This window comes from Allostella sp. (genome assembly GCF_041913585.1).
In the GTDB taxonomy this organism is placed as follows: Bacteria; Pseudomonadota; Alphaproteobacteria; order ATCC43930; family Allostellaceae; genus Allostella.
Window position 1 is genome coordinate 16,446 of record NZ_JAYSFE010000018.1, and the last position, 12,815, is coordinate 29,260.

At 74.6% G+C, this 12,815-nt stretch carries 8 protein-coding genes and 1 tRNA gene; 3 read left to right on the forward strand and 6 right to left on the reverse strand.

All coding sequences use genetic code 11. From position 1 onward, the window contains the following. Positions 1–6 precede the first annotated feature (6 nt). The 5 genes from ACE3Q3_RS05450 to ACE3Q3_RS05470 all read right to left on the reverse strand — a co-directional run bounded on the left by ACE3Q3_RS05450 (position 7) and on the right by ACE3Q3_RS05470 (position 8,400). Positions 7–1,848: an acetate--CoA ligase family protein gene (locus ACE3Q3_RS05450; RefSeq protein WP_374443104.1), complete on the reverse strand. Its 1,842-nt coding sequence runs from the start codon at positions 1,846–1,848 to the stop codon at positions 7–9. Next, positions 1,845–3,668, reverse strand: coding sequence for a hypothetical protein (locus ACE3Q3_RS05455; RefSeq protein ID WP_374443107.1), 1,824 nt, complete (start codon positions 3,666–3,668; stop codon positions 1,845–1,847). Before ACE3Q3_RS05455 ends, ACE3Q3_RS05450 begins: the two co-directional genes overlap by 4 nt. Continuing rightward, entirely contained in the window at positions 3,665–5,503 is a 1,839-nt protein-coding gene (locus ACE3Q3_RS05460; protein WP_374443110.1) for an acetate--CoA ligase family protein, read from the reverse strand. Before ACE3Q3_RS05460 ends, ACE3Q3_RS05455 begins: the two co-directional genes overlap by 4 nt. Before the next feature lie 75 nt (positions 5,504–5,578). Next, positions 5,579–7,156, reverse strand: a complete 1,578-nt coding sequence (gene serA / locus ACE3Q3_RS05465) for a phosphoglycerate dehydrogenase (RefSeq protein WP_374443113.1) — start codon at positions 7,154–7,156, stop codon at positions 5,579–5,581. An 83-nt stretch (positions 7,157–7,239) separates the two neighbouring features. Beyond that, positions 7,240–8,400, reverse strand: a complete 1,161-nt coding sequence (locus ACE3Q3_RS05470) for a phosphoserine transaminase (RefSeq protein WP_374443116.1) — start codon at positions 8,398–8,400, stop codon at positions 7,240–7,242. A gap of 155 nt (positions 8,401–8,555) precedes the next feature. Between ACE3Q3_RS05470 and ACE3Q3_RS05475 the strand changes: the two genes are divergently transcribed. The 3 genes from ACE3Q3_RS05475 (at position 8,556) to ACE3Q3_RS05485 (ending at position 11,722) form a co-directional block, all read left to right on the forward strand. After that, positions 8,556–10,760, forward strand: coding sequence for a cytochrome P450 (locus ACE3Q3_RS05475; protein ID WP_374443119.1), 2,205 nt, complete (start codon positions 8,556–8,558; stop codon positions 10,758–10,760). Beyond that, the gene (locus tag ACE3Q3_RS05480; RefSeq protein ID WP_374443123.1) at positions 10,757–11,635 is read left to right on the forward strand and encodes a prenyltransferase/squalene oxidase repeat-containing protein; all 879 of its coding nucleotides are present in this window, start codon (positions 10,757–10,759) and stop codon (positions 11,633–11,635) included. Before ACE3Q3_RS05475 ends, ACE3Q3_RS05480 begins: the two co-directional genes overlap by 4 nt. Positions 11,636–11,650: 15 nt before the next feature. Further along, positions 11,651–11,722, forward strand: a tRNA-Thr gene (locus ACE3Q3_RS05485). 16 nt (positions 11,723–11,738) lie between these two features. On the opposite strand, the gene ACE3Q3_RS05490 is transcribed toward ACE3Q3_RS05485, so the two are convergent. Beyond that, positions 11,739–12,806: a low specificity L-threonine aldolase gene (locus ACE3Q3_RS05490; RefSeq protein ID WP_374443126.1), complete on the reverse strand. Its 1,068-nt coding sequence runs from the start codon at positions 12,804–12,806 to the stop codon at positions 11,739–11,741. Between the last annotated feature and the right edge of the window lie 9 nt (positions 12,807–12,815).

Sequence of the window (12,815 nt, forward strand, 5' to 3'; positions counted from 1 at the left end):
GGACGGTCAGCCGGCGAGGAACCGCCCGAGAGCCGCGGCCACGGCGGCGACGCGCGCCTCGGGCGGGCCTTCGGGCAGGGGCTCGACCCGGTCCGCGCGGCGGCGGACGAGGGCCGCGACCGCCGCCCTCCCGCCGTCGCCGGCCGGTGCCAGGAAGGCAAGGTCGATGCGGGCGAGGCCGAGGCCGCGCTCGGCGATGCCCTCGGGCGTCGTCCAGTGCAGGGCGACGCCGACCGCGGGGTCCTCGGCGATCCGGTCGTGGGCCGCCGCCAGTGCCAGCGTGCCGGTTCCGGCCGGGAAGCCGTCGAGGACGATGCCGCCCGGGCCGCTCAGCCCGAGGCCGGCGACGTCCTGCAGCGCCGCGCGGGCGGCGGCGAAGCCGCGCCCGGCGTCGGGGTCGACCACCAGCACGGTCGGCAGGCGCACGGCCGCCGGCTCCGGGAAATGCGCCCGCAGCAGGGTGCGCGCCAGCCGGTCGCCGTCGAGATCGCCGATGCCGGGCCGGGCGTTGACCTCGAGCACGGCCATGCGCTGATCGCGCCACGACCGCGCGATCGCCTCGGCGCGGAAGTCGATCGCGACGATCGGCATCGCCAGCACCTGGGCGATCCGCTCGAACAGGCGGATCAGGTCGGGATGCGTCCCCCGGGTCTCGTCGGTCGGGAAGCCGCCCAGCGCCCGCACGGGCGAGGTCCGCACATGGACCTGCCGGCCGGCTTCCGGCACCGTCTCCGGGTCGAGCCCGGCGCCGGCCAGCGTTCGGCGGACCTCGGCGTCGATCGCGATCGGGTAGGCGGCGGGGAAGCGGGCGCGGCCATGGCGCAGGTCGTCGTTGTGGGCGGCGATCAGGGCGGCGATCGTCCGCTGCCCGTCGCCCACGACATAGGGCCGGTTGCGGCGCATGACGATGGCGACCCGCCCGGCGATGACGGTGGCGCGGAAATCCGGGGTGTCGAGATAGGGCTCGATCATCACCGCCGTGCCGGCGGCGGCCGCGACCGCGAATGCGGCGGCGACGTCGTCCGGCGTCCGGACATCGAGCGTGACGCCCTCGGAGAGGGTCCCGTCCACCGGCTTGACGGCGACCGGGAAACCCAGGTCGGAGGCGACGCGGACCGCTTCCGCCGCGTCGACCGGGACGCGGACGGGGAGGACCGGAATGCCGAGCCCGGCCAGGAATCGCTTGGTCGTCAGCTTGTCGGGCGAGACGACCGCGCCCAGCGTCGGGGCGGACAGCGGCGCCGAGCGGTCGAAGCGGATCTGCCGCTTCCCTTCGCCCAGGACCAGCGTGCCGGGATGGATGCGCGATCGCCGGCAGGGGATCGCGAGTTCGCGCGCGGCGGCGACGATCAGCGGCGTGACGGGGTCGGCGTTTCCGGCCAGGTCGGGGATCCGGCCGCGCAGCTGGCCGATCTCCCGCTCCAGCCGTTCCGGCGCGAGCGGCGCCGCGTGGCCGGCGATGCCGGCGATGCCGGCGACGAAGGCGATCGCGATCTGGGTGGCGCGGCGACCGACGGCTTCCGCCGCCGCCGAGAGCAGGTATCCGCCCGCGGCCGCGCGCGCGGGGCGCACCGGCGACGGGGCGCGGCCATGAAGATATGCGAGGAGCCGCTCGGCGGTCTCGACCACCAGGTCGAGGGCGGTCGGCGCGGCCGCCGCCGGGGGCTGCTCGCCGAAACCGGACCGGCCGCAGGCGCGGATCCAGGCGACGACCCGCGCGGCATCGACCGGGGTGGCGAGCGGCCCGGCGCCGTCGAACCGCAGCAGGGTCACACTGTCGTCGCTCTCCAGCGACGGGCCGTCGATCCGGCGCAGGACGAAGGCGATGTGGGCGCCGGCAACGCTCACGGCGCGGCGCTTGCCGGGGCCGCCGCCAGGCGCTCCGCGGCTGCGAGGACGGCGGCGACGAGCCCGTCGGCACCGCCTTCGGGATGGCGCTCGATCCGCCGGGCCAGCCGGCGAACCAGGGCGTCGAGAGGATCGGGAACGGCGCCTTCGGACGGCATCCAGGCGAGGTCGAGCGTGGCGGCGCCGATGCCGTCGCGGCAGAGCGACTCGGGCGTCGCCCAGTGGATGGCGACGGCCAGCGTCGGGTCCTCGGTCATGCGGCGGTGCGCCTCGCCGGCGGCGATGCCGACGGCGAGCCCGCCGAGGCGCAGGCCGTCCGGCCCGCGGACGCCATAGGGCAGCTCGGCGGCCTCGATCCGTGCGCGCAGGCGGGCCGGACCCTCGTCCGGGTCCGGGTCGACGACCAGGAGGGTCGGCAGCCGCACCGAGTCGGCGTCCGGCGCGGCCAGGCGGACGATGGCGTCGATCATCGGGTGGCCGCGGAAGTCGCCGAGGTTGGGACGGGAGTTGAACTCCAGGATCGCGAAGCGCTGCGTGTCCCAGGGGCGCTCCACGGCCTCGGCACGGAAGTCGATCGCGGTGACGGTAAGCTGGACCAGCGTCGCCAGCCGTCGGAAGAGCGCCCGGGTCGCGGCATGGAGCCGGTCCGTCACCTCCTCGGCATAGCCGCCGCTGTGCAGGAGCGGGCTGGTGTGAAGGACGACGCGGCGCCCCGCCTCCAGGACCGACCCGGGGCCGAGCCCCTGGCGGGTCAGGGTGCGGGCCAGATCCTCGTCGTCGGCGATCGGGTGCTTGGCCGGAAAGGCGGCACGGTTCTCGGCGACGCGGCGATTGTGCTCGGCCATCAGGGCGGCCACGGTCGAACGCCCGTCGCCGACGATCCAGGGCGGGTTGCGCCGGAAGGTCATCATGACCTCGCCCTTGATGACCACGGCGCGGAAGTCCGGCAGGTCGAGATAGGGTTCGATCATGACCGCGCTCGCCTGCGGCCGGGCTCGCTCGCAGGCCGCCTGCGCCTCCTCCGGGGTGCGGATGTCGAGCGAGAGGCCGCGGCCGAGCGAGCCGTCGATCGGCTTGATCGCGACCGGGAAGCCGAGGGACGCCGCGGCCGGTCCGGCGGCTTCGGCGTCGGTGACGACGCGGTCGGGAAGCACGGGCACGCCGAAGCTGGAGAGGTAGCGTTTGATGGCGAGCTTGTTGCCGCCCAGCATGCCGCCGAGCAGCGGCTCGCGCAGGGACTTCAGGCCGTCGAAGAGCGTCTGACGGCGCCCCTCGCCGACGGCGGCCAGCCCGAGATAGGCGGTCGACCAGTGCCACGGCACGCCGAGACGGTCCAAGGCCTCGGTCAGCACCAGCGCCATCGGCCGATTCGGCTCCCCGGGCAGCGCTTCGGCCAGCGCGCGCAGCCGGTCGGCGTGCTGGCGAATCGAATCCTGCGCATCCGGTCGGGCCGCGCCCGCGCGCGACAGGTCGACGGTCGCGACCCCGAGCCGGGCGGCAGCCCGCGCGACGGCGCGATCCATGTCCGGCAGCACGAACTCGCCCGCCGTCCGGGCCGGTCGGACGGGAACCGGGGGGCGCCCCGATGCCCAGGCCGCCAGCCCCTCCGTGGCGGCCGCCGCGGCTTCCGCGGCTCCCCCGGCGTCGGCGACGGACAATCCCAGGGACGCGCAGAGCGTCCGCCACGACGCCCGCCAGGCGGCGTCTTCCGCCCACTCGCCGCCGCCCAGCCCGTGGATGCCGACGATCGTCACGGTGTCGTCGGCTTCGACGCTGGGGCCGACGAGGCGGCGGACGGTGATCTGGATGTCTGCGGTCATCGAAGCGGTTCCCCGTTGCGGCCCGGACGCGGTGCGGCAAGCCCCGCGATGTCGTTGGCGAGGGCGGCGATGTCGGTCCCGCCGGTGTCGCGCACGCACCGCGAGCGGTCGCGCACCATGGCCACGGCCGCCGCGTGGCGTCGATCGGGTGCCGGTACCCCCACGGCGGGAGGGTGGATATGGGCGATGTCGATCACCGCCACGCCCATGCCGTGGCGGACGAGGCGCTCGGGCGTCGTCCAATGGACGGCGACGGCGAGCGTGGGGTCCTGCACCATGCGCGCGTGCGCCTCGCCGGGCGCCGTCGCGACCGGAAGGCCGCCGAGGACGAGCCCGTCCGGCCCGGCGACCGCGGCCGCCAGGCCGCGGCGGTCGAGTTCGCGGCGCAGCCGGGCGGGACCGTCTCCGGGCTCCGGGCCGACCACCATCACGGTCGGCAGGCGCACCGCCTCGGCGCTGGGTGCGATCGACCGGACCAGTTCGTCGAGCAGCGGGTGCCCGGCGAAGTTGCGGAGGTCGGGGCGGGCGTTGAACTCCAGGATGGCGAAGCGCTGGTCGGCCCATGGCCGTTCGATCGCCTCGGCCCGGAAGTCGATGGCGCAGCACGACAGCGCGACCAGCGCGACGAGGCGCCGGAAGAGGGCCGCCGTCTCGGGATGCACCGAGTCGGTGACTTCGATCGCATAGCCGCCCAGCGAGCGCATGGGATTCGCGCGCAGGACGACCCGCGCGCCGGCGGCGGGCACCGCGTCCAGGCCCAGTCCGGCCCGGGCGAGGGTCTGATCGACGTCGGCGTCCATCTTGACCGGGCGCCGGGCGGGAAAGGCCGCCCGGCCTTCGGCGACGGCGCGGTCGTGCTCGGCGATCAGTTCGGCGATTGTCCGCTGCCCGTCGCCCGTCACGTAGGGCGGGTTGCGGCGCATGGCGTAGAGGAGGCGCGGCCCGACCATGACCGCGCGGAAATCGGGAATGTCGAGGAAGGGCTCGAACATCACCGCCGACCCCTGCGCGCGGGCCCGCCAGTAGGCCGCCGGCACTTCGTCCGGGCGGCGCACGTCGAGGGTCACCCCCCGCGCGCGCGAGGCGTCGGTGGGCTTGGCGGCGATCGGGAAGCCGAGGTCGATCGCCGCCCGCACGGCATCCTCGGGCCGTGTCACGACGCGGTCGCGCAGGACCGGGAGGCCGAAGGCGGCGAGGCAGCGCTTCATCGCCGGCTTGGTGGCGGCGATCTGCGGTCCCAGTACCTCGTGCCGCAGCGGCGTCGGGCCGTCGAGCAGGGTCAGCCGGCGGCCCTCGCCGAGGGCGGGAAAGCCGGGGAAGGTCGTCGACCAGTGCCACGGAATGCCGAGCCGGGCCGCCGCCTCGACGACGACCATCGCCATCGGCCGGTCCGGCGGTCCCGGCTGCGACCGGGCGACGGCATGGAGCCGCGCGACCGGCGCGCGCAGCTGTTCGGCCGCGACCGCGTCGTCCTCGCCGTCGAGGCTCCAGGCCACCATCCGGCCGGCGATGTCGGCGGCGCGGCCGGCGACGGGCGGCGGCAGGTCGGGCAGCAGATACTCGCCCGCTCCCGTCGCCGGGCAGACCTCGGCCGGCGCGCCACCGAGGGCCGCTGCGGCCAGGGCTGCCGCCGTCTCTGCCGCGGCGGTGCCGACGTCGTCCGCCCCGCCGCCCGGCGGCGTCGGAATGCCGAGCCGTTCGGTCAGGGATCGCAGCCGGCTCCGCCACGCCGAATCCGGCGGCCGGCCGGCCGCGACCGTCACCACGGTCACCGTCCGGTCGGCTTCCAGGTTCGGCGCATGGACGCGCCGTACGGAGATCGCGATGGTTCCCATTCGCCCGGCCTGCCCCCCATCCGCCGGGTCGGGCACCCGACGGTCACCCCGGTTATAGCGGGATCGGGGGGCGGGCTAGAAGCGGATGGTCTTGGCCTGGACGACGTGCGGCAGGGCGCGGACGGCGGCGAGCAGCGCCTCCTCGATCGGCTGGTCGACCTGGACGAGGCAGATCGCGTCCTCGCCGGGCGCGGTGCGGCCGAGGTGGAAGCTCGCGATGTTGACCCCGGCATCGCCCAGCGTCCGCCCCAGCGCGCCGATGAAGCCCGGCTTGTCGCGGTTGCGGACGAACAGCATCGGGCCGTCCAGCTCGGCCTCGAAGACCATGCCCTGGACCTCGACCACGCGCGGCTTGGCGCCGCCGAAGAGCGAGCCGGCGACGGTGCGGAGGCGCTCGCCACAGGTGACCGAGACGCGGACCAGCGTCTGGTAGTCGGGCGTCCGGGCCCCCGTCACCTCGGTCACCTTCATGTTGCGCTCGCGCGCGATGACCGGGGCCGACACCATGTTGACGCTCTCGAGCTGCGGCGCCAGCAGCCCGGTCAACATCGCCGCCGTCACCGGCTTGGTGTTGATGGCCGCGGCCTCGCCCTCGAAGCTGATCTCGACGGCGTCGATCGGCTCCTCGGTGAGCTGGCCGGCGAAGCTGCCGAGCAGCTCGGCCAGGCGCATGTACGGGCGCAGGGTCGCCGCCTCCTCGGCCGAGACGGACGGCATGTTGATGGCGTTGACGACGGCCCCCGTCAGCAGGAAGTCCGACATCTGCTCGGCCACCTGGAGGGCGACGTTCTCCTGCGCCTCGCCGGTCGAGGCGCCGAGATGCGGGGTGACGATGACGTCGTCGCGGCCGAAGAGCGGGCTCGTCGTCGCCGGCTCGACGGCGAAGACGTCGATCGCGGCGCCCGCCACGCGGCCGGAGTCGAGCGCCGCCACCAGGGCCGCCTCGTCGATCAGGCCGCCGCGGGCGCAGTTGATGATGCGCACGCCGGGCCGCATCTTCCCGATGGCCTCGGCGTCGATGATGTTGCGGGTGGCTTCGGTCAGGGGCGTGTGCAGGGTCACGAAATCGGCGCGGGCGAAGAGCTGGTCGAGGTCGACCTTCTCCACCCCCAGCGTCCGGGCGCGCTCCTCCGACAGGAACGGGTCGTAGGCGACGACCTTCATCTTCAGGCCGAGCGCGCGCTCGGCGACGATGGCGCCGATGTTGCCGCAGCCGACGACGCCCAGGGTCTTGCCGGTGACCTCGACGCCGAGGAAGCGGTTCTTCTCCCACTTGCCGGCCTGGGTCGAGCGGTCGGCGGCGGGGATCTGGCGGGCGAGCGACAGCATCAGCGCGATCGCGTGCTCGGCGGTCGTGATGGAATTGCCGAAGGGCGTGTTCATCACGACGATGCCGCGGGCGGTGGCGGCGCCGACGTCGATGTTGTCGACGCCGATGCCGGCCCGGCCGACGATCTTGAGCCGGTCGGCCTCGGCCAGCAGTTCGCGCGTCGCCTTGGTCGCCGAACGCACGGCGAGGCCGTCATATTGGCCGATGATGGCGCGCAGTTCCGGCGGCTTGAGGCCGGTCTTCACGTCGACCGTGATGCCGCGGCGGCGGAAGATCTCGACCGCGCGCGGGGACAGGGAATCGGCGATCAGCACCTTGGGCATGGTGGTCGTCCGTCATCTCTCGGGGGAATGGGAAGCGGCGGCCCGGCCGGTCGGCCGGGCCGTGGGAGCGGGGAAGGGGGTGCTCAGGCGGCGGCGGCGCGCGGCAGGCTCGCCCAGGCCCAGTCGAGCCACGGGCAGAGCGCTTCGACGTCGGCCGTCTCGACGGTGGCGCCGCACCAGATGCGCAGCCCCGCCGGCGCCGCACGGTGGCCGGCGATGTCGTAGGCGACGCCGGCCTGCTCGAGGCGCCGGGCGAGGTCCTTGACGACGGCCTGCTGGGCGGCGTCGGGCTGGGCCGCGAACCACGGGTCGACGATGGCGAGGCACACCGACGTCCAGGAGCGGCTGGCCGGGTCGCGGGCGAGGAAGTCGATCCAGGGCGTGCGCTCGACCCAGGCGGCGAGTGCCGCGAAGTTCGCCTTGGAGCGGGCGACGAGCCCGTCGAGCCCGCCCGCCCGCTCGGCCCATTTCAGGGAGTCGATCGCGTCCTCGACGCAGAGCATGGAGGGGGTGTTGATGGTCTCGCCCTGGAAGATGCCCTCGTTGACCTTGCCGCCCGAGGTCAGGCGGAAGAGCTTCGGCATCGGCCAGGCGGGCTTGTGCTGCTCGAGGCGCCGGGCGGCGCGCGGCGAGATCGCCAGCATGCCGTGCGCGGCCTCGCCGCCCAGCGCCTTCTGCCAGGACCAGGTGACGACGTCGAGCCGGTCCCAGGGCAGCTCCATGGCATAGGCGGCCGAGGTCGCGTCGCAGATCGCGAGGCCGGCCCGGTCCGGCCGGATCCAGTCGGCGTCCGGCAGGCAGACGCCGGAGGTCGTGCCGTTCCAGGTGAAGACGAGGTCGCGGTCGCAGTCGACCTGGGTCAGGTCCGGCAGGCTGCCATAGGGGGCGCGGAACGTCCGCACGTCGGTCAGGCGCAGCTGCTTCAGGATGTCGGCTTCCCAGGTCTCGCCGAAATTCTCCCAGGACAGCACGTCGACGCCGCGGGGGCCGAGCAGCGACCACAGGGCCATCTCGACGGCGCCGGTGTCGGAGGCGGGCACGACCGCCAGCCGCCAATCGGCCGGCATGCGCAGGAGGGCGCGGCTGCGGTCGATCACTTCCTTCAGCTTCGCCTTGCCGGTCTTGGCCCGGTGCGAGCGGCCGAGGAAGGCGTCGTTCAGTTCGGAGAGGTTCCAGCCCGGGCGCTTGGCACAGGGGCCGGAAGAAAAGCAGGGGTTCGCAGGTCGGACTGCGGGCGTCGTCATGTCGGCCGATCCCTTCCAGAATGGCTGCGCCCCGGTGGGGGGGCGTGTCCCGCCGCGGTGGCTACGCCTTCGGGGAAGCGGCCGTCAATGGCGATTTCTCATGCCGGCCGCGCGTGGCTAGAGTTGAGGCATCGCCCTCAACCCTCGGATCGCGGTTGCCCGTCCTCGCCCTGTCCGGCCCCTGGTCCGACCTGCTCCATCTCGTGCGATGGCGGGATTGGGCCCAGTCCAAGCTGCCGACCTATCTCGTCGCCGTCTTCTACGGGCTCGGCGAGCGCGGTCCGCCGGATGCCGCCGACCTCGCGGAGGCGGCGGCGCTGGTCCTGCTCCTCTGCCTCTATGCGGCATTCGGCCACATCGTGAACGACTACGCCGACCGGGAGGCGGACCGGGCCGCCGGCAAGCAGCGGCTGATCGCGAGCCTGGGCGAGGGGGCCGCGCTGACGGCGGTGGCGCTGCCCGCCGCCGGAGCCGGTCTCCTCGCCCTCCTGGTCTTCGACCTCGGCACGGCCGCGCTGACGGCGGCGGCGCTGGCGATCGCGACCGTCTACTCGCTGCCGCCCGGCCGCCTGAAGGAGCGGGGCTACTGGGGCTGGCTCGCCGCCACCCTCGCCCAGCGCACGCTGCCGTTCGCCGCCATATTCCAGGCGCTGGGCGCCTGGGACTGGGTCGCGGTCCTGCTCGTCCTGCATGGTTCCCTGCTCGGGCTCCGCTTCATCGCGATCCACCAGATCCTCGACCGGCGCAACGACCGCCGGGCCGGCGTCCGGACGGTCGCCACGGTGGAAGGGGCGGACCGGCTCCGCGACCTGGTGCGGCGCGCCGTCTTTCCGGCCGAACTCGCGACCGCGGCGGCGGCGGTCATGCTGATGGCGGTCGCCAGTCCCGCCGTCGTCCTGGCGCCGCTCGCCGTCCTGCCCCTCCTGGCGCTGTCGCGCCGCCGCGGGCATCGGCTCGACCCGCTCTCCTACGCCACGCTCTACGAGTTCTACTGCGTGGCCTGGCCGATCGCGCTTGCCCTGGCGCTCGCGGTCCAGAATCCTCTCCTGCTCGCGGCCGTCCTGGGCGCGGTGTGGCTGGTCGAGGCCAAGGCCCTGGAGATCATGGCGTTCCATCTGTCGGCTCCGCCACCCCGCCCGCCGTCCCCGCCCCCGGCCCCGCCGGAGGCGGAGCCCCGGCCTGCCGTCCTCTCCAAGGCCGATCCCTATCCCTTCTATGCGCGGCTGAGGAAGGTCGGCCCCGTCGTCCGGTTCGAATGGCCCGGGCTCGGCACGACCTGGCTGGTCACGCGGCACGCCGCGGCCACGGCCGTCCTCAAGGACCCGCGCTTCGTCAGCGGCCCCGCCGGGCTCGCGCGGGCGAACGGCCGCGCCCCGCCGCCGGCCCGGCCGGCTCGCGGGTTCGGGCCGGACTTGGTCGAACTCGACCCGCCCGACCACACGCGGCTGCGGCGCCTGGTCAGCAAGGCCTTCACGCCCCGGACCGTCGAGCGGCTCGACGGCCGGGTCGAGGCGCTGGCGGGCGAGCTCCTCGACCGCGCCCGCCCGGACGGCCGGATCGAGCTGATCGGCGATTTCGCGGCGGTCGTGCCGATCACCGTCATCACCGAGCTTCTCGGCGTCCCGGTCGGCGACATCGGGCGGTTCCGCACCTTCGTCCATGCCCTGTCGACGAGCCAGGCCCTCGGCCGCAGGAACGAGCGCCTGGAGCAGGCGAAGGCGCGCTTCACCGATCACCTCCACGCGATCTTCGAGGAGCGGCGGCGCCAGCCGCGGGACGATCTGGTGACGGCGCTGGTCCAGGCCGAGCAGGACGGCGACCGCTTGTCGCCGGACGAACTGCTCGGAATGGTCTACCTGCTGCTGCTGGGCGGGTTCATCACCACGGTCAATCTCGTCGGCAACGGCACGATGGCGCTCCTCCGCCATCCGGAGCAGTTCGATCTCCTGCGTCGGCACCCGGATCTCGCCGAGGGCGCGGTCGAGGAACTGCTGCGCTACGACAGCCCGCTCGAACTGTCCTCGGTCCATCTCGCTGCCGCGGACATGGAGCTGCACGGGCGCCGCCTGCCGCTGGGCGCGCCGGTGCGGATCCTCATTCCCGCCGCCAACCGCGATCCCGACGTCTTCGCCGACCCCGACCGGCTCGATCTCCGCCGCACGCCCTGCCCGCACCTCTCGTTCGGGCAGGGCATCCACTACTGCCTGGGTGCCCCGCTCGCGCGGCTGGAGGCGCGGATCATGTTCCGGCTCCTGGCAGAGCGCCTGCCCGACCTTCGCCTCGACGAGGGCGAGCCCCTGCAATGGCTGCCGCATCCGGTGCTGCGCGGGTTGCGCCGGCTGCCGCTGCGCTTCGCATGACCGAGGTCGGGGACGCGATCGCGCGCGGGCTCGTCGCCCTGGCGCGCCGTCAGCGGGACGACGGCAGCTTCCCGCTGCTGACCGGCACCCGGCGCCAGGGCTGGCGGCCGAGCAGCGGGCTGTTCTCGACCGCCTATGTCCTCCTGGGGGCGGGCCGTCTGCTGCCGCCGGCGCGGATCGCGCGCGCCGTGGCTTTCGTCCGCGCGCAGCGGCGGGCGGACGGCCTCTGGGAATTCGACCCGGCGCTCGGCCTGCCGCCGGATTCCGACAGCACCTCCTGCGCCCTGGCGGCGCTGGCCCTGCACGAGGGGTCGGCCGAGCCGGCCGATGCCGAGCTCTTGCGGGGGTTCTGGCGGCCGCCGGAGGGCCCGTTCCGCACCTGGCGGGCGGCGGGCCCCTGGGCCGACCCGGCCCGCGACGACCCGGTGGTCAACTGCAACCTCGTCCTGGCGCTCGACCTTCTCCGGCAGCCCGCGACGCCGGTCGAGCGCGAGGCGGTGGCCGGCCTGCTGCGTCGCAGCACGTCCGGCTCGCGCTACTACTGCGCCCCGGCCGCGATCGCCCACGCCGCCGCGCGGGCCGGCTTTCCGGCGTCGGCGCTGCCGGACGTGGCGGCCGCGCCGCCGGCCGCCGGCGGCGCGCGGGCCCGCGCGCCAAGGGGGGGGGGGGGGGGCCGGCCGGGCCGCCGGGGCGGCGCGGCCCACCCCCCGGCGCAGCGTCCGGACGGGGCATGGCCGGGGGGGCCATGGGTCTTCGGCGTCGGAACGCCCTACTGGGGCTCGTCGGCCGTCACCACCGCCTTCGCGATCGAGGCGCTCGCCCGCCACGCGGGGGCGGCGCCTTGGACAGCCGGCCCCGCCGTTGCTATGAAGTGACCGCTCCTCCCGGCCGCCGGATTAGCACAGGGGTAGTGCAGCGGTTTTGTAAACCGAAGGTCGCGGGTTCGAATCCTGCATCCGGCACCGGTCGGGCCGCCCGCTACGGCAGCGCGGCGACGTCGGCGGCGCGCGGCAGCAGGCGGCGGGTGGCGGCGACCAGCTGGTCGACCTCGGCCTCGGTTCCGTCGTGGCGGCAGACGAGGCGGATCAGCTTCGGCCCGCGGCGGGCGAAGAGGAAGCGCTCGGCCTCCAGCCGGGTGATCGCCGCCTCCGGCATCTCGACGAAGACCTCGTTGGCCTCGACCGGAACGTGCAGCTTGACGCCCGGCAGGGCGGCGAGCCCGTCGGCGAGGCGGCGGGCGAGGCCGTTGGCGCGGGCGGCGAGCTCGAGGTAGAGGCCACCCTCGACATAGGCGAGAAGCTGGGCCGAGGCGAAGCGCATCTTCGACCAGACATGGCCCGCCCGGCGCAGCCGGAAGACCAGCTCGTGGGCGATCGCGGGATCGAAGGCGACGATCGCGTCGCAGGACATGCAGCCGTTCTTGGTGGCGCCGAAGGACAGCACGTCGACGCCGATCTTCCACGTCATCTCGGCCGGCGTGCAACCCAGCGTGTCGAGCGCGTTGGCGAAGCGGGCGCCGTCCATGTGCATCTTCAGGCGGTTGGCGCGCGCGACCTCGCCGATCGCCGCCAGCTCCTCCAGCCGGTAGACGGTGCCGAAGTCGGTCGCCTGGGTGATCGAGACGCCGGCCGGCTGCGGCTTGTGCGGCTGGCCGACGCCGGCCTCGGCGATGGCGCGCGCCAGCCGGTCGGCCGAGATGCGGTACTGCGCGCCCGGCAGCAGCTGCAGCTTGGCGCCGCCCGACTGGGCCTCGAAGGCGCCGCACTCGGAGGTCTGGATGTGCGCCGTCTCGTGGCAGTAGATGCCGCCCCAGGGCCGCGTCATCGAGGCGAGCGCGATGGCGTTGGCCGCCGTGCCGGTGGCGACCGGGAAGACCCGGACCTCGGTCTCGAAGAGGTCGGACAGGCGCCGGTCGACCGACCGCGTCATCTCGTCGTTGCCGTAGGACGGGGCGGTGCCGCGGTTGGCCGCGACGATCGCCTCCATGATCGCGGGCGCCACGGAGGCGGTGTTGTCGCTGCGGAAGTCGACGGGCTGCGTCGTCATCGGCGGTCG

Coding starts and splice junctions, on each gene's coding strand:
- ACE3Q3_RS05455 (WP_374443107.1), bottom strand. CDS start 3,668: ATGACCGCAGACATCCAGATCACCGTCCGCCGCCTCGTCGGCCCCAGC.
- ACE3Q3_RS05460 (WP_374443110.1), bottom strand. CDS start 5,503: ATGGGAACCATCGCGATCTCCGTACGGCGCGTCCATGCGCCGAACCTG.
- serA (WP_374443113.1), bottom strand. CDS start 7,156: ATGCCCAAGGTGCTGATCGCCGATTCCCTGTCCCCGCGCGCGGTCGAG.
- ACE3Q3_RS05470 (WP_374443116.1), bottom strand. CDS start 8,400: ATGACGACGCCCGCAGTCCGACCTGCGAACCCCTGCTTTTCTTCCGGC.
- ACE3Q3_RS05480 (WP_374443123.1), top strand. CDS start 10,757: ATGACCGAGGTCGGGGACGCGATCGCGCGCGGGCTCGTCGCCCTGGCG.
- ACE3Q3_RS05490 (WP_374443126.1), bottom strand. CDS start 12,806: ATGACGACGCAGCCCGTCGACTTCCGCAGCGACAACACCGCCTCCGTG.